Raw genomic sequence first — 16,910 nt, 5'->3', positions numbered from 1 at the left:
GCGGGCGGCCTGCCCTGGCCGCCCGCCCCTGACCGGCCCTGACTCAGCCGCCCTGGGTGCCCAGCGGAAGTACGCACGCGCCCGCGGCGTCGAGTGCGAGCCGGTTCGCCGCCCACCCCTCGCCCGCGAGCTGCGCGACCTTGTCGGCCGCGTCGTTGTCGACCAGCGCGAGGACCGTGGGGCCCGCGCCGGAGATGACCGCGGGGATGCCGTCCGCCCGCAGCCGGTTCACAAGTGCGACGCTCTCGGGCATCGCGGGGGACCGGTACTCCTGGTGGAGCCGGTCTTCGGTGGCCGGCAGCAGGAACTCGGGACGCCTGGTCAGGGCTTCCACGAGCAGTCCCGCGCGACCTGCGTTGACGGCCGCGTCCACGTGCGGGACGGTGCGCGGCAGCAGGCCGCGCGCGGTCTCCGTGAGGACGGGCTTGGAGGGGACGAAGACCACCGGAACGATGGAATCGGCGGGCTCCATCCGGATCGCCTTGGCGCTGCCGCCGTCCATCCAGGCCAGGGTGAAGCCGCCCAGCAGACAGGCGGCGACGTTGTCGGGGTGGCCCTCGATCTCGGTGGCGAGCTCCAGCAGCGCCGCGTCGTCGAGCTTGGCCTCCCCGCCTATGGTCACGGCGCGGGCGGCGACGATGCCGGCGCAGATGGCGGCGGAGGAGGAGCCGAGGCCCCGGCCGTGCGGGATGCGGTTGGCGCAGACCACCTCGAGGCCGCGCGGCTGGCCGCCCAGCAGGTCGAAGGCGGTGCGCATGGAGCGTACGAGCAGGTGGCTCTCGTCCCGCGGGAGGGTGTCGGCGCCCTCACCCGCGATGTCGATGTTCAGGCCGGAGTCGGCCACCCGGACGACTACGTCGTCGTAGAGCCCCAGGGCCAGGCCCAGGGCATCGAAGCCCGGGCCGAGATTGGCACTGCTGGCGGGGACGCGCACCCGTACGGCGGCGGCGCGGAACGCTGGACCGGCCATCGTCCGATGACACTCCTTGTGACTGTGCGAGATCTTCGCTCTTCGCTGGCTCGCTGCGAATGTACTGGAGAACGTACGACACCCGAAGGCCCTGTGGGCAGCACCGCAGTCATATGCGCGGTGGCGGATGTAAGTACAGCCTATCGAAGGAAGGTTCTCTCGCGACATAGGGCGCACGGGAGGCGCACGATGCGTGTCGCGCACTTCGGCTGACTCCGGGGGACTTCGGCCGCACTTTCATTGCCGTACGAGGCGAGTTGCCGGGTTCCGGGGGGCTCAGGAGCCCTCCGGAACCCGGCTCACGGGTGATGCGTCCGACCGACGTGTCGGACCTTTGCGTCGGTCCTTTGCGTCGGTCCGGTGCGTCGGTCCGGCGGTCAGACCAGGCCGAGGCGGATGGCCGCGGCTTCGGCGTCCACCGGAACGGTGACGGGCTGCGGAGCGCCGGCGACCGCCCAGTCGGGGTCCTTGAGGCCGTTGCCGGTGACGGTGCATACGATCGTCTGGCCGGGGTCGACCAGGCCCAGCTCGGCGGCCTTGAGCAGACCGGCCACGGAGGCGGCCGAGGCGGGCTCGACGAAGACGCCCTCCTGGGCGGCCAACAGCCGGTAGGCCGCCAGGATCTGACGGTCGGTCACCTCGTCGATGAAGCCGCCCGACTCGTCGCGCGCCTGCAGCGCGTACTCCCAGGACGCCGGGTTGCCGATGCGGATCGCGGTGGCGATGGTGTGCGGCTCCTTGACGATCTCGCCGCGCACGATGGGCGCGGAGCCGGAGGCCTGGAAACCCCACACGCGGGGCGTACGGGAGGCCAGACCGTCGGCCTTGTACTCCTTGAAACCCCTCCAGTACGCGGTGATGTTGCCGGCGTTGCCGACGGGCAGCACGTGGATGTCGGGCGCGTCACCGAGCGCGTCGACGATCTCGAACGCTGCCGTCTTCTGGCCCTCGATACGTACCGGGTTGACCGAATTGACCAGCGCCACCGGGTAGTTGTCGGAGAGCGCGCGGGCCAGGTTCAGGCAGTCGTCGAAGTTGCCGTCCACCTGAAGGATCTTGGCGCCGTGCACGAGGGCCTGGCCCATCTTGCCGAGCGCGATCTTGCCGCGCGGCACGAGCACCGCGGAGACCATCCCGGCACGCACCGCGTACGCGGCGGCGGAGGCCGAGGTGTTGCCGGTGGAGGCGCAGATGACGGCCTGCGCGCCCTCCTCCTTGGCCTTGGTGATCGCCATGGTCATGCCGCGGTCCTTGAAGGACCCGGTGGGGTTGGCGCCCTCGACCTTGAGGTGGACCTCGCAGCCGGTGCGCTCGGAGAGCACCTGCGCGGGGACGAGAGGAGTCCCACCCTCGCGGAGCGTGACCACGGGAGTGGTGTCCGTCACCGGCAGACGGTCCCGGTACTCCTCGATGATGCCGCGCCACTGGTGGGTGCGATTGCTGCTCATGGGTCCTTTACTCCCCTTCAACACGCATGATGCTGGCGACACCGCGCACGGTGTCCAGCTTACGCAGCGCCTCGACGGTCCCGGAGAGGGCGGCGTCGGGTGCGCGGTGAGTGACGACGACGAGGGAGGCCTCGCCGTCCTTTCCCTGCTGGCGGACGGTGTCGATGGAGACACCGTGCTCCGCGAAGGTGGTCGCCACCTGGGCGAGGACGCCCGGCTTGTCCGCCACATCGAGGCTGATGTGGTAGCGGGTGACGACGTCCCCCATGGGGCTGACCGGCAGCTGGGTGTACGCCGACTCGCCCGGCCCCGTCGCCTCGGCGAGCTTGTTGCGGCAGACGGCGACGAGGTCGCCGAGGACCGCGGACGCGGTCGGCGAACCGCCCGCGCCGGGCCCGTAGAACATGAGCCGGCCGGCGGCCTCCGCCTCGACGAAGACCGCGTTGTACGCCTCGCGGACGGAGGCGAGCGGGTGCGTGAGCGGGATCATCGCGGGATGCACGCGCGCCGTCACCGACTCCCCGTCGGCGGCGCGCTCCAGGATCGCCAGGAGCTTGATGGTGCAGCCCATGCGCTTGGCGGAGGCGAAGTCGGCGGCGCTGACCTCGGTCATGCCCTCGCGGTAGACGTCGTCGAGGCGGACCCGGGTGTGGAAGGCGATGCCGGCCAGGATCGCGGCCTTGGCGGCGGCGTCGTAGCCCTCGACGTCGGCGGTGGGGTCGGCCTCGGCGTACCCGAGGGCCGTGGCCTCGTCGAGCGCCTCCTGGTAGCCGGCACCGGTGGAGTCCATCTTGTCGAGGATGAAGTTCGTCGTGCCGTTGACGATGCCCATGACGCGGTTGATCTTGTCGCCCGCGAGGGACTCGCGCATCGGGCGGACCAGCGGGATGGCGCCGGCGACGGCCGCCTCGTAGTAGAGGTCCAGCCCGTGCTGCTCGGCGGCGGCGTGCAGCGCGGCGCCGTCCTGGGCGAGCAGCGCCTTGTTCGCGGAGACGACGGAGATGCCGTTCTCGAAGGCGGTGGTGATGAGCGTACGGGCCGGCTCGATGCCGCCGATGACCTCGATGGCGATGTCGATGTCGCCGCGTTTGAGGAGGGCGGTCGCGTCGGTGGTGATGAGCGCGGGGTCGATGCCCTCGCGCACCTTCGAGGGCCGTCGTACGGCCACACCGGCGAGCTCGACGGGCGCGCCGATCCTCTGCGTGAGGTCGTCGGCGTGCGTCGTCATGATGCGAGCCACTTCCGAGCCGACCACTCCACAGCCCAGCAGCGCCACCTTCAGCGGACGCGTACGCATCATTCGACCTACGCCTTTCGATCTTCCATCAGTACCCCGTGCGCGGCTTGCGCGCGGGGCCGAAACCAGTCTCACTCAATGGACAGCAGTTTCCACCCTCGGTCCATTGAGTGAGACGTCTATTTCATCATCCGAGGTCGAGACGCAGGAGATCTTCCTCCGTCTCGCGGCGGACGATCACTCGGGCCTGTCCGTCACGCACGGCGACGACGGGCGGGCGGAGCGCGTGGTTGTAGTTGCTGGCCATGGACCGGCAGTACGCGCCGGTGGCGGGGACGGCGAGGAGGTCGCCGGGGGCGAGGTCGGCGGGGAGGAAGGCGTCCTTGACGACGATGTCGCCGCTCTCGCAGTGCTTGCCGACGACGCGCACGAGCATCGGCTCGGCGTCGGAGGTGCGGGAGACGAGGGCGATGGAGTACTCGGCGTCGTAGAGGGCCGTCCGGATGTTGTCGGACATCCCGCCGTCGACGCTCACGTACGTACGGAGCCCTTCGAGCGGCTTGATGGTGCCGACCTCGTAGAGGGTGAAGGCGGTGGGGCCGACGATGGCGCGGCCGGGCTCGACGGAGATGCGCGGCGCCTGGAGGCCCGCGGCCTCGCACTCGCGGGCCACGATCTCGTGGAGCGCCTTGGCGATCTCGTGCGGCTCGCTCGGGTCGTCGCCGGAGGTGTAGGCGATGCCGAGGCCGCCGCCGAGGTCGATCTCGGGAAGCTCGACGCCGTGCTCGTCGCGTGCGGCGGCCAGCAGCTGCACGACGCGCTTGGCGGAGACCTCGAAGCCGGCCATGTCGAAGATCTGCGAGCCGATGTGGGAGTGGACGCCGAGCAGTTCGAGGCTGTCGTGCCCGAGGGCGCGCCGTACGGCCTCGGCGGCGGAGCCGTCGGCTACGGCGATCCCGAACTTCTGGTCTTCGTGGGCGGTGGCGATGAATTCATGCGTGTGTGCTTCCACCCCGACCGTCACACGGATCTGGACGGGCTGGCGTACGCCCAGTTCGCGGGCGATGTGCGCGACGCGGGCGATCTCCTGGAAGGAGTCGAGCACGATCCGCCCCACACCGGCCTCGATGGCGCGGGTGATCTCGCTCTCGGACTTGTTGTTGCCGTGGAAGGCGATCCGCGAGGCGGGCATCCCGGCGGCGAGGGCGGTGGCCAGCTCCCCGCCGGAGCACACATCGAGGTTCAGCCCCTCCTCCTTCAGCCACTTCACGACGGCCTTGGAGAGGAACGCCTTCCCGGCGTAGAAGACGTCGGCGTCCTTGCCGAAGGCGTGCGCCCAGGCCCGGCACCGCGCCCGGAAGTCCTCCTCGTCGAGGAAATAGGCGGGCGTCCCGAACTCCTCGGCGAGCTTGGTGACTTCGATCCCGCCGACGCTGGCGACGCCCTCACTGCCGCGCGTGACGGTGCGGGCCCAGATCTTCTCGTCGAGGGCGTTGAGATCAGCGGGCGGCGGGGAGTAGTGCCCTTCGGGCAGGACGTCGGCGTGGCGGGGCCCGGCGGGATGCGCGGAACGGCTCATCGGTATCTCTCTTTGCAGGTCACAGGCGTGTCGGTGCGTCTATGCCGAGGAGGGCCAGGCCGCCGGCCAGCACCGTCCCGGCGGCTTCGGCGAGAGCCAGCCGGGCCCGGTGGGCGGCCAAGGGTTTCTCGTCCCCCTGGGGCAGTACGCGGTACTGGAACTCGAGCAGCGCGTCCGCCACCTCGACGAGGTGCCGGGTGAGCCGCTCGGGGGCACGGTGGTGCGCGGCGGCTTCGAGGACGAGGGATTGGTCGGCGAGGGCACGCAGCAGCGCGGGGGCGTCCACCTCCCCGGCGTCGGGCCCGAACCCGAGGTCGGCGGCGTTCCTGAGCAGCGCACGGCTCCGCGCGTGGGCGTACCGCACCCGGAAGAGCTCGCTGCCTTCGCCCTGCACGAGCAGCGCATCGGAGAAGGCGGGCGTCTCGCGGGCGGGAACGGAGAGCATGGCCCAGCGGGCGGCGTCGACCCCGTACCGCGCGACGACGTCGGAGTCCCGCTTGGCGAGGGGCGCGACGGAAAGCCCCTCGGGCACGTCCTGCTCGCTGCCGCCCTGGCTGCGCACGAGCCGCAGGACGGTCTCGCGTACGACGCGCTCGCGCAGCCCGAGCGCGGGGTCCATGTCGAAGGACAGGAAGGCGGCCCCTCCGCGGACGTCCCGGATGATCACGTCCAGGACGATGACCTCCCAGATGACGAGGGGAGCGGAAAGCGCCGGCAGCACGAAATTCAGAAACCCGGGGCCGGTGACCTCGACACTCTCGATCCCCGGCTCCTCGCCGAGCCGGCGGGCCAGCACCCCGGCCACCTCACCGGGCGCGCATCCGGCGGCCTTCGCCACCTGAAAGGCGACGGGGGTGGCGTACTGCCCCACCCCTCCCGGCCGGGTCCGCTCGACGACGACCCGCCCGGGCACGACTACATCGGCGCCCAGCTCCCCGTCCTCGACGGCGCAGCGCACGGCGCGTACGACGGTACGGGGGAGGTCGGCGGGATTCACGGGACCAGCCTAGGGGAGACTCCCTTCCATCCCGCGAAGGGTTTCGCCATGTGAAATACAGGCGGGAAACGCAGGCGCGAAGCGAGGCGGCGGAATCACCCTCGCCCCCTCCCGGCGGGAGCCCCTTTCCTCCCGTCGCGCCGCTCGTTGCCCTCGACCAGCCGACGCACGATACGCACCAGCTCGGCAGGCTCGAACGGCTTCGCCACGAACGCATCCACCCCGGCCGCGATCCCGGCCTCCACCTCGTGCTGCGTACAGGCGCTCACGATCGCGACGGGCACGTCCCTGGTCCGCGGATCGGCCCGAAGCTGCTCTGCCGTCCCGAACCCGTCCAACCGGGGCATGACCACATCAAGGGTGATCACATCAGGACACACGTGGTGCACGACATCCAGACACTCGGCACCATCGTTCGCGGTCACGACCTCGAAGCCCTCCAGCTCGAGATTGACCTTGATCAGCTGCCGGATGACCTTGTTGTCGTCGACAACAAGCACCCGGCCCGAGACGCCTGGCACAACTCGAGAGTAGGTCGGGCGGGGCCCCCGCGTCCGGGTTTTTGCCACTTCCACCCCCTGCGGGCGACCCGCCTCCTTCTCCCCCGCAAACCAGTTCCTGATCACCCTGCGGAAGCTGGTAGTGTTCAACCCGTCGCCGCACAGCGAACGACACGCCCCCGTAGCTCAGGGGATAGAGCAACGGCCTCCGGAGCCGTGTGCGCAGGTTCGAATCCTGCCGGGGGCACTTCGCAGGAAGTGCCACAGAGACCCTCCAAACAGTGCCCGTACTGTTCGGAGGGTCTTTTTGTGCTTCGCACCATGGGTACCCGCAGACCAGCAGCATTCGGGGGACAGACACGTGGACGACAGGCTCCGTGATTTCGCGAAGGGGTCACCCAACTTCGGTGTCCTCTACCAGCACCAGCCTCTGCTTTCCCTCTATGGTGCCTCGGCCGAGGCCACGGTGTTCGCCCACCCCAACTCGTCCCTCGTGCAGGCCGGCCAGTTCGGTGAGGTCCTCGCCGAGGAGCTGATCACCCGCATCGGCATGCGGATCGAGGGCGACCGGCAGATCGACCGACTGGTCGCGCTGACTCGTGCCGGAGTACTCGTCCCCGAGATCCGTGACGACTTCGACCGGTTGCGGCGCGACCGGAACAAGGCCGCGCACAACCACCTCTTCGACACGGCGAAGGCTCTGGCCGCCGTACGCGTCTGCTACAAACTCGGCCTCTGGTTCCACGACGCCATCGAGGGGCGGCGGACGGTCGCGGAGTTCGTACCGCCCACCGATCCCGGTGACAGCGCACAGGTCACGGACCCGGCCGAGCTGGCCGAGTTGAGGGAAGCCCTCGACGGCCACCGCCAGGCCCTCACCCAGGCCCGGACCCGGCTTGCCGAGTCCAGCGACGCCCTCGAAGCCGAGCGTAGAGCGCGCGCCGAGGCCGAGCACCTGATCGCCAGCGCCGACGCGAACAAGACCGAGCTGCTGGCCCGGGTCGAGCAGCTGACCACACAGATCGATGAGCTCCGCACCGCGCAGCAGGCGAAGTACGAGACCGCCCGCCGGCAGCCGCGGCAAGTGGACACCAAGCGCCGCGAGGCGATCATCCACCGCGCGCAGCGGCCCGCACCGCTCAACGAGGTGCAAGCGCGCGAGGCCATCGACAGGATGCTGCACGCCTCCGGCTGGGTCGTGCAGGACCGCGACCAGGTCAACCCCGGAGCGGGCAAGGGCGTAGCGGTGCGCGAGTTCACCCTCGCGACCGGTCGCGCGGACTACGTCCTGTACGTCGACGGGCACATCGTCGGCGTGGTGGAGGCCAAGCGCGAGGGCGATCACCTCTCCAGCGCCGTCGAGCAGAACGACCGCTACGCGTCGGGAGTCCTCAAGGAGCACCGTCTCGCCGTCTGGCGCGAGGCGGAGCCCTTCGCCTTCCGCTACGCGACCACCGGCACCGAGACCTACTTCATCAACCGGCTCGACCCGGATGCCCGCTCCCGCGAGGTCTTCTCCTTCCACCGGCCCGAGACCGTAGCGGGCTGGATGCAGCGTGCCGAGGAGACACCGGGCGCCCTCACCTTCCGCGCGGCCCTGCGCCAGCTGCCCGTACTGGAGGCCAACGGCCTGCGCCTCGCCCAGATCGACGCGATCACCGGCCTGGAGAAGTCGCTGGGCGAGGACCGCCCGCGTGCCCTGATCCAGATGGCGACGGGCGCCGGCAAGACGTTCACGGCCGTGGCTCAGACGTACCGACTCCTCAAGCACGCCAAGGCGCGCCGGGTCCTGTTCCTCGTGGACCGCAACAACCTGGGCCGTCAGGCGTACGACGAGTTCCGCAAGTTCACGACGCCCGACGACGGCCGCAAGCTGTCGGACATCTACAACGTCGACCGACTGGGCGCCGCGGGTCTCCAGGACACCTCGTCCGTGACCATCTGCACGATCCAGAGGATGTACTCGCTGCTGCGCGGGGAGCCTCTCGCGGAGGACGACCAGGCGGACGAGTCCGCAGACAACGCGATGTCCGAGGACACGTACGCGACGGACCAGCCGATCGACGTCTCCTACAACCCCGATGTACCGATCGAGTCCTTCGATCTGATCATCGTGGACGAATGCCACCGGTCGATCTATGGGCTGTGGCGCGGGGTCCTGGAGTACTTCGACGCGCATCTGGTCGGCCTGACCGCCACGCCCACCCTCCAGACCCTCGGCTTCTTCGGCCGCAACCTGGTCTCCGAGTACACCTATCCGCAGGCGGTCGCGGACGGGGTGAACGTCGACTTCGACGTCGTGCGGATGCGGACCGACCTGCGCGAGAACGGCGGCGCGAAGATCGAGTCGGGCACGACGGTACGGATCAAGGACCGCAAGACCAGGCGGCAGCGGTACCAGGAGCTGGACGACGACTTCACGTACACGACCGGGCAGATCGGCCGGTCGGTGGTCACGGTGGACGAGATCCGGGCGGTGCTGACGGCGTACCGGGACAACTGGCAGCGCTGGTTCCCCGGCCGGAACGAGCTGCCGAAGACGCTGATCTTCGCGGTCGGCGAGGATCACGCTGAGGACGTCCTGGCTCAGGTCAAGGAGATCTTCGGACGGGGGGACGAATTCGCGAAGAAGATCACATACAAGAGCCGCCAGGCCGGCGAGGACCCGGACGAGCTGATCCGCGCGCTGCGGACCTCGCCCCGGATGAGGGTCGCCGTCACCGTCGACATGATCGCGACGGGCACGGACGTGAAGGCTCTGGAGTGCGTGATCTTCCTGCGCGAGGTGCGCAGCGCGGTGCTCTTCGAGCAGATGAAGGGACGCGGCGCCCGGACCATCGACGCGACGGAGCTCCAGGAGGTCACGCCGGACGCGGACGACTCGGTGCGCAAGGACCGCTTCGTACTGATCGATGCGGTGGGCGTGACGGACTCGCCGCTGGTGGATGCTCGGCCGCTGGTGCCTGCGGGTGAGGGCCAGGTCTCGCTGGCGAAGCTGCTCGACAAGGCCGGTACGAAGTCGATCAGCGCGAACGAGGCCGAGATCCTGGCGGGCCGGCTGGCCCGCCTCAACCAGCAGCTGACGACGGAGGAGCGCGACCAGCTGACGCGGGCGGCAGGCGGGCGGACGCTGTCGGAGATCGCGGGCGCGATCGTCAAGGCGGTGGACCCGGACCGGCAGGAGCGGGCCCTGGACGAGGGCGGCCAGGCGGCTGCGCGAGCGCTGATCGAGAACGCGATTGCGCCGCTGACGGAGCGGCCGGAGCTGCGGCGGCACATCATGGAGATCCGGCGGGACAAGGACTACGTCTTCGACGAGTTCACGCCCGTCGCGATGACGGCTCTGGACGAGATCCCTCGGCAGCAGCGCGCGAAGGAGCAGGTGGACCGCTGGAGCCGACTCCTGAAGGAGGAGCGCGACCGCATCACGGCGGTCAGCATCGCCCTGACGAGCCCGCGGACGGTGTCCCCGGCGGAAACGTACGCGGCGCTCCAGGAACTGGCCCTGGAGATCCGCCGCCCGCAGTTCGCGTGGACACCGAAGGTCCTCTGGACGTACTACGAGGACCTGGGCGCGGCAGCGCAGTCCCCGGGTCGTGAGGCGGGCGTCCCGGATCTGATCTCCCTGATCCGGTACGAGCTCGGCGTGGACCAGGAGCTGCGGCCGTACCGTGAGACGGTGGAGGAGCGCTTCGAGGCGTGGCTGCTGAAGCAGAGCCAGGCTGGGGCGGAGTTCTCGGAGGAGCAGCTGTGGTGGCTGCGGTCGATACGGGACGTGGTGGCGAGCGACGTCGGCATCGGCACGAAGGAATTCAACGCGGAGCCCTTCAAAGGCAAGGGCGGCGGCCGGGGCTTCCAGCACGCGTTCCCGGGGCGGGATGTCCGGTCTTTGTTGAGTGAGTTGAATCGAGAATTGGCTTGAACGGCTTGAGCGACGTGGAACTTCCGGCAGGGTGGGCGTGGGCCCGCCTGGGAGAATTGGGGTTTGAGTCCCGCGACTCCGTACATCCAAAACACGGCTCCCTCTACCAGTTGTGGAGTGTACCGTCTTTCAGTTCAGGCCACCCCGAGCTCGTAAAGGGGGAGGAAATTGGAAGCACCAAGCTCGCAACCGAGCCACACGACATCCTCATCTGCAAGATTAACCCTCGAATTAACCGCGTATGGATGACCACCAAGAGAATTCCAGGCCGCCATAAAATCGCTTCTCCCGAATGGCTAATTCTGCGACTTCCGCAAGAAATTCAGGAAGTCATGGCACCCTATCTCCAACTCTATCTATCCTCCCCTCGCTTTAGGGAATGGATCACCGGAGCGACTTCGGGCGCAACTGGCAGTCACACGAGAGCGAAATCAAAGCAGATCTTGGAGCAGTTCGTTCCAATCCCTCCGCTCGCGGAGCAGCGCCGCATCGTCGAATCCTGCGAAGATCACTTCTCTCACCTCGACGCGGCGAACGCAAGCCTTACCGCCGCTCAAGCCAAAGTACGAGTCCTGAAGAAGTCCGTACTCCTTGAGGTCGTCCCGGAGAGCCCGCCTGAATCCTGGGAAGCGGCGACCGTGGAACAGGCTGGAACAGTTGATCTCGGTCGCCAACGACACCCCGACTGGCACACCGGCCCACTCATGAAGCCGTACCTGCGTGTGGCCAACGTCTACGAAGACCGCATCGACACGAGCGACGTCAAGGAGATGGATTTTTCGGGCGTGTTCGACCGATATCGCCTTGAACCAGGTGACGTACTCCTCAACGAAGGCCAGACACCCGACTTGGTTGGACGCCCGGCCATCTATCGAGGATACCCTGCGGACGCGGCATTTCAGAAGACCCTCCTACGCTTCCGTCCACGTCCCGGCGTTCTCTCCGAGTGGGCACTTCTCGTTTTCCGACGGCATCTACACGCCAAACGATTCAAGCGCGAAGTAAGAATCACAACCAACATTACCCACCTCCCTGCGGTTCGGTTCAAGCCAATCGAATTTCCGATTCCCCCCCTGAACGAGCAAGAACGGCTAGTCCAGCTGGCGAGGGAGCGCCTCGACGCAGCAGACCGGCTGGCAGCGGCGACGTCTCATGCCCAAGTCCGCGCGGCGCATCTGAGAGCAGCCATCCTCAGCCGTGCCTTCTGCGGACAACTTGTCCCGCAAGATCCCGCCGACGAGCCCGCGTCCGTACTGCTGGACTGGATCCGGGCCGAGCGCGAAGCGCAGGGCGGCAAGGCCAAACGCGGCACTCGCCGGCCCCGTAAGGCGGCCGAAGCTGCGCCGCACCCGGCACCCGCCTCAACCCCCTCGCCCACCACCGCCGTTCAGCAGGAGCTTCCGCTGTGACCCCCGCATCCCCCGCCCTGGCACACGCTCAGACCAACACCCTGGTCGCGAAGCTCTGGAACTATTGCAACGTCCTGCGGGACAACGGCCTGTCCACCATCGAGTACGTCGAGCAGCTCTCGTACCTGCTCTTCCTCAAGATGGCCGACGAGATCGCCTCCGATCCGTTCACCGAGGCCGAGGCGCGGACCGTCGTACCCACCAAGTACGACTGGCAGTCGCTCGCCTCCAAGAAAGGGATCGAGCTCGAAATCCACTACCGCGAGATCCTGGCCGCGCTCGGCAAGAGCCCCGGCACCACCCTCGGAAGGATCTTCGCCAAGGCGCAGAATCGCATCACCGAGCCCGCCCTCCTCGAAAAGCTCGTGGTCGAGCTGATCGGCAAGGAGGACTGGACTATCCAGGGCACGGACCTCAAGGGCGACGCCTACGAAGGGCTGCTCGCCAAGGGTGCCGAGGACACCAAGACGGGCGCCGGCCAGTACTTCACTCCCCGCGCACTCATCGACGCCATGGTCGACGTGATGCAGCCGGGGCCGAAGGACACCATCACCGACCCCGCCTGCGGGACCGCCGGCTTCCTCATTGCCGCGCACAGCTACATCCGTAAGCACCACATGCAGAACCTCGCCCGCGAGGACCGGCTCGCGCTCGGGGACGGCAAGATCTGGGGCAACGAGCTGGTCACCGGCACCGCCCGCCTCGCCGCCATGAACATGTTGCTCCACGGCATCGGTGACGCCGACGGGAAGTCCCTCATCACCGAGGGCGACGCACTCGCCGAACAGCCCAAGCAGCACGCTTCCCTCGTCCTCGCCAACCCGCCCTTCGGCAAGAAGTCCGCGATCACTGTCGTGGGCACCGACGGCAAGGCCGACAAGCAGGACATTTCTTACGACCGGAGCGACTTCCGCGCCACCACTACCAACAAGCAGCTCAACTTCTTGCAACACATCATGTCGCTGATGGAGATGAACGGCCGCGCGGCCGTCGTCCTGCCGGACAACGTGCTCTTCGAAGGCGGCCCTGGCGAAAGGGTCCGTCGGCGCCTGCTCGAAGAATTCGACCTCCACACCATCCTGCGTCTGCCTACCGGCATCTTTTACGCAGGCGGCGTCAAGGCGAACGTCCTCTTCTTCGAGAAGAAGCCCCCGCGCAGCGGAGGCGCTCACAACACCTCGAAGCTCTGGGTCTACGACTTCCGTACCGCGAAGCACTTCACGCTCAAGCAGCATCCGCTGACCCGCGCCGCTCTGGAGGAGTTCGTCGAGGCGTACCTGCCGGGCAAGGCTCGCAACGAGCGCGTGGAAACCGAGCGCTTCAAGTGCTTCGAGTACGACGAACTCATCGCCCGCGACAAGGTGAACCTCGACATCACCTGGATGAAGGACCCCGCGCTCGACGACGCCGACAGCCTCCTGCCGCCCGAGGTGATCGCGCAGGAGATCGTCGAGGACTTGCAGGCCGCACTCAGCGAGTTCGCCGCGATCGCGGAAGCTCTCGGTGGCGAGATCTCGGCGGACACTGACGAGATCCAGCCAGGCGAAGGCGTCTGACACACAACTGAGTTGACCCGCCCCCGTCCCGCCGGAAATCTGGTCTCGATCAATCAGCGAGACGGGGGCACCTCATGGCAGTTCCACAGCCGCAGACGCGCGAGTTCCAGGCGTTCAAGACCAACATCGAGTACGCCCGGAAGATGGTCCTCGCCGGCCAGAGCCTGGCCGCCTTCCAGTCCCCTGTCTTCGACATCGGCGACTTCTACCGTGCCGCGTGGGTGCAGGCCGTAAGCGCCATCGACCACTGGTTCCACGAGGAGCTGTACCGCCGGGTTGCCGACCTGGCCGGTTCGGACAGCCCCGGCATGCCGTACCAGCTGACCAAGTTCGAGCTGCCGCTGGAGAAGGTCGAGGAGGTCCGGCGAGGCACCACCACGCTCGCCGACGCCGTTTCCGAGCACGTCAAGGCGAAGTGGGCGAACGCCTCCCTCCAGAACCCGCGCAAGATCAGCGAGGCATTGAAGCTGGTCACCGAGGAGAACATCTGGGGCAAGGCCGCGGTCCAGCTCAACGAGTGGAACCACGGCCGCACGGGGATGACGGACCAGACGCTGAAGAAGCAGTACGTCTCCATCACCGACCGCCGCAACAAGATCGCCCATGACGCCGACCTGCTGGACGGAGACCTCAAGCGTCGCCGCCCCATCTCCGACGCCGACGTGACGGACGCGATCGACTGGATCGAGCGGATCGCTCTCGCCATCGCCAAGGTTCTTGGCTGACCTCTGAGACGAGAGAGGGCACTGCGGAATGCTGTCCGTAGCGCCCTCAGCGTCTCAAGGGCCTGGCGGCGTGCCGTAGAGCGGGAGACCGAAGGTGGGCAGGTCGCCGCCGAGGCCGGCAGGGAGCGGCACGTATTCGCCGAACTTCCCGTGGACGACGCCCTTGTATTCGCCTTCTGACGGGCGGCTGAACAGTGACCACGTGCCCGTACGCGGATCGATCTGGAGCAGCCGGGCGATGCCTGCCGCCGCGTACCACGCGGTCTTCTCGTTGATCCCTCTCAACCGCTCGCTCGGCGAGATGACCTCCACCGCCAGGACAACCGCGTCCGCGTCAAGCAGCCAACCGTCCTCCTCCTTGAAGGCACACGGTCCGATGGTCAGATCCGGGGTCGCATAGTCGTCCGGGTCGTCGGGCATCGGGACAGAGACGTTCTCGTACGCCTCGTAGGTGGCGGCGAGGCCGGGACGGATGGCATCGCGGAGATCAATGACAGTCCCGGCGTGCTTGCCGCTCGGGCTCGGGGACATCACGAGCTTTCCTCCGATGATCTCCACCCGCATGCCCGTGGCCTGCTCGATCTTCTCTGCGGCTTCGCGCAGGTGTCCGCGGCGGACGGGAATGGAGTGGTGGGCTCGGTTGGCCACTATGTCGCCTCCTTGCCTGCGGGAAGTGGGCACTCACACGGCGCAACCCACCCTACGGCAGCCCCCGTACCGAGAGTGGTTCTGCGGCGGGCACGCGCAGGGGTGGGCCGTCGTCCAAGCCGAGGACGACCGTCAGGCCGCCTGTGGTGTGGGGCGCCGTTCGCACGCTGCGGACTGCGCGCCACGCGCCCCAGGCGCGGACCTGCTGGCCGGCCCGGACCGCGATCGCCGCAATTTCCTTCGTCGCGGGTGCGGGCGCGAGGTCGGGGGCCTTCAGCTCGGACCAGACGGTCTTGCCGATTCCGCCCGCGCGGGCGCTGACGCCCCAGCGGTGGCTGAGTGCGTCCACCACGCGTAGCCCGCGCCCGTGCTCGTCGCCCGCTTCAGCGCGCCCGGGCTCCGGCCGGCCGGACCCGGCGTCGCTCACCTCCAGGCGCAGCAGCCCGTCCCGCGAGGAGTGTGCGATCCGTACTCCGATCTGGCGGTCGCTGGGCACCGGCACGCGCAGGGCGTTGGTCACGAGTTCGGAGAGGACGAGTTCGGCGGTGTCGAGGAGGTCGCTCCCTGCGCCCCAGTCCCCGAGTACGGCGTGCAGTGCCGCGCGGGCCCTTGGTGCGCTCCGGGGGCGGCGTGAGAGCCGGAACGAGACGTCGATCAGTGCAGCCATGGCAGCTCCCAGGGGGTCGAAACCCCCAGACGGAGCGGGGGCTCAGGTACCGACACCAGGAGGGTGCCCACAGAACGGATAACGGCGCAACGTTGAATGGATAGCTGGCTCTTAATTCACCCATACGAGGATTCACACCTCCGCAAGCGCCCTGCTCTGATAGGGAGTTACCTATGCCAAATGTGATGCCCTCCACCGTCCTGGGTCGCCAACTCGGCGACGAACTACGCCGGTCTCGAGAGGTTGCAGGCCTGACCACTGCGGCTGCTGCCGAGGTGCTGGACTGCACGAAGGGGAAGATCAGCCGCATCGAGAACGGACATGTCCCGGTCCGCACACCTGATCTCATCGCACTCATGGAGGCATACGGGGTGAGGGACGCGGAGTCGCGGGAGCGTCTGACTTCCCTTGCCTTGAGGGCGAACAGGCGACGGCGTGAAGGGTGGTGGCATGAGTACGCCTCCGTTCTCAGTGATGCGTACCGCGACCAGATCGAGATGGAGTCGATCTGCGACAGCATCCGCACCTACCAGGTGCAGATGGTGCCTGGGCTCCTCCAAACTCCGGAATACGGGCGGGCAGTGACGGTGGCATCGCGCGCCTGGCAGACGGCTGAGGAGATCGACCGGTTCGTCCAAGTGCGGCTCGCCAGGCAAGAACGGCTGGCGGGTTCGGAGCCCCTGGAATTCTGGGCAGTACTTGCTGAGGGAGTGCTACGCCAACAAGTCGGCGGGCCGGACATCATGCACGCTCAGTTGCAGCACCTACTGACCATGGTCGAGCGTCCCAACATCACCGTCCAGGTTCTGCCGTTCGCCCGCGGCGCCCACTCGGGCATGTTCGGCCCTTACGTACTGCTCAGCTTCCCGCAAATGGCGTCGCTCGATCTCGTACTCACCGAGGCCCCCACTGGCAACATCTGGATGGAGCGAGAGCAGGAAGTCGCGTGCTACCGAGGGCTCTTCGATGACGCCCGCATGGCAGCATTGCCGCCAACGGAGTCACTCGCGCTGATCCAGCGTGTTGCCAAGGAGCACAGAGCATGAGCCACGAAGTCCGCTCGACGGCCGGGGTCCACAAGACGGCGATATGGCGCACGAGCAGCTACAGCGGAGGCCAGGGCGACTGCGTCGAGGTCGCCGACAACGTCCCCGGCCTGGTCCCCGTCCGCGACAGCAAGCGGCCCGGCGGGCCCGTGATCGGGTTCGGGGACGGGGCCTGGGAGGCGTTCGTCACGTACGTGCGCTGACCG

General features: G+C 68.1%; 14 protein-coding genes and 1 tRNA gene. 7 read left to right on the top strand and 8 right to left on the bottom strand.

From position 1 onward, the window contains the following. Window positions 1–43: 43 nt before the first annotated feature. The 6 genes from thrB to ACGFYQ_RS05615 all read right to left on the bottom strand — a co-directional run bounded on the left by thrB (window position 44) and on the right by ACGFYQ_RS05615 (window position 6,800). Window positions 44–970, bottom strand: coding sequence for a homoserine kinase (gene thrB, locus ACGFYQ_RS05640; protein WP_393740282.1), 927 nt, complete (start codon window positions 968–970; stop codon window positions 44–46). A 377-nt stretch (window positions 971–1,347) separates the two neighbouring features. Next, the gene (gene thrC / locus ACGFYQ_RS05635) at window positions 1,348–2,418 is read right to left on the bottom strand and encodes a threonine synthase (RefSeq protein WP_393740280.1); all 1,071 of its coding nucleotides are present in this window, start codon (window positions 2,416–2,418) and stop codon (window positions 1,348–1,350) included. 7 nt (window positions 2,419–2,425) lie between these two features. After that, window positions 2,426–3,715 (bottom strand): homoserine dehydrogenase, encoded by a 1,290-nt coding sequence (locus ACGFYQ_RS05630; protein ID WP_393740909.1) that lies wholly within the window; start codon window positions 3,713–3,715, stop codon window positions 2,426–2,428. A 127-nt stretch (window positions 3,716–3,842) separates the two neighbouring features. Continuing rightward, entirely contained in the window at window positions 3,843–5,234 is a 1,392-nt protein-coding gene (lysA, locus tag ACGFYQ_RS05625) for a diaminopimelate decarboxylase (RefSeq protein ID WP_393740278.1), read from the bottom strand. Window positions 5,235–5,253: 19 nt separating this feature from the next. Then, window positions 5,254–6,231 carry an ArgS-related anticodon-binding protein NrtL gene (gene nrtL, locus ACGFYQ_RS05620; RefSeq protein ID WP_393740276.1) on the bottom strand — a complete coding sequence of 326 codons (978 nt, stop codon included), beginning with the start codon at window positions 6,229–6,231 and terminating at the stop codon, window positions 5,254–5,256. A gap of 95 nt (window positions 6,232–6,326) precedes the next feature. After that, complete coding sequence (locus tag ACGFYQ_RS05615; protein WP_393740907.1) at window positions 6,327–6,800, bottom strand: response regulator; 474 nt, start codon at window positions 6,798–6,800, stop codon at window positions 6,327–6,329. A gap of 106 nt (window positions 6,801–6,906) precedes the next feature. Here ACGFYQ_RS05615 and ACGFYQ_RS05610 point away from each other — a divergent pair. The 5 genes from ACGFYQ_RS05610 to ACGFYQ_RS05590 all read left to right on the top strand — a co-directional run bounded on the left by ACGFYQ_RS05610 (window position 6,907) and on the right by ACGFYQ_RS05590 (window position 14,343). Then, a tRNA-Arg gene (locus tag ACGFYQ_RS05610) sits at window positions 6,907–6,978 on the top strand. Window positions 6,979–7,092: 114 nt separating this feature from the next. After that, complete coding sequence (locus ACGFYQ_RS05605) at window positions 7,093–10,653, top strand: DEAD/DEAH box helicase family protein (RefSeq protein WP_393740274.1); 3,561 nt, start codon at window positions 7,093–7,095, stop codon at window positions 10,651–10,653. Between the two features lie 245 nt (window positions 10,654–10,898). Beyond that, entirely contained in the window at window positions 10,899–12,062 is a 1,164-nt protein-coding gene (locus ACGFYQ_RS05600) for a restriction endonuclease subunit S (RefSeq protein WP_393740272.1), read from the top strand. Continuing rightward, complete coding sequence (locus ACGFYQ_RS05595) at window positions 12,059–13,618, top strand: N-6 DNA methylase (RefSeq protein WP_393740270.1); 1,560 nt, start codon at window positions 12,059–12,061, stop codon at window positions 13,616–13,618. The genes ACGFYQ_RS05600 and ACGFYQ_RS05595 overlap by 4 nt, the downstream gene beginning before the upstream one ends. A gap of 74 nt (window positions 13,619–13,692) precedes the next feature. Beyond that, window positions 13,693–14,343 carry a hypothetical protein gene (locus ACGFYQ_RS05590; protein ID WP_393740267.1) on the top strand — a complete coding sequence of 217 codons (651 nt, stop codon included), beginning with the start codon at window positions 13,693–13,695 and terminating at the stop codon, window positions 14,341–14,343. A gap of 54 nt (window positions 14,344–14,397) precedes the next feature. On the opposite strand, the gene ACGFYQ_RS05585 is transcribed toward ACGFYQ_RS05590, so the two are convergent. Together ACGFYQ_RS05585 and ACGFYQ_RS05580 are read right to left on the bottom strand one after the other, a co-directional pair. After that, entirely contained in the window at window positions 14,398–14,991 is a 594-nt protein-coding gene (locus tag ACGFYQ_RS05585) for a Uma2 family endonuclease (RefSeq protein ID WP_393740265.1), read from the bottom strand. A 52-nt stretch (window positions 14,992–15,043) separates the two neighbouring features. Continuing rightward, complete coding sequence (locus ACGFYQ_RS05580; RefSeq protein ID WP_393740263.1) at window positions 15,044–15,658, bottom strand: ATP-binding protein; 615 nt, start codon at window positions 15,656–15,658, stop codon at window positions 15,044–15,046. A gap of 173 nt (window positions 15,659–15,831) precedes the next feature. Between ACGFYQ_RS05580 and ACGFYQ_RS05575 the strand changes: the two genes are divergently transcribed. Beyond that, entirely contained in the window at window positions 15,832–16,704 is an 873-nt protein-coding gene (locus ACGFYQ_RS05575) for a helix-turn-helix domain-containing protein (RefSeq protein WP_393740261.1), read from the top strand. After that, a complete protein-coding gene (locus ACGFYQ_RS05570) occupies window positions 16,701–16,907 on the top strand; it encodes a DUF397 domain-containing protein (RefSeq protein WP_393740259.1) in 207 nt (68 codons plus the stop codon). Before ACGFYQ_RS05575 ends, ACGFYQ_RS05570 begins: the two co-directional genes overlap by 4 nt. The last annotated feature ends 3 nt before the right edge of the window (window positions 16,908–16,910 follow it).

Origin of the sequence: Streptomyces sp. NPDC048258, from assembly GCF_043201995.1 — a bacterium.
Taxonomy (GTDB): Bacteria; Actinomycetota; Actinomycetes; order Streptomycetales; family Streptomycetaceae; genus Streptomyces.
This window is presented reverse-complemented; position numbering and strand designations above follow the sequence as displayed.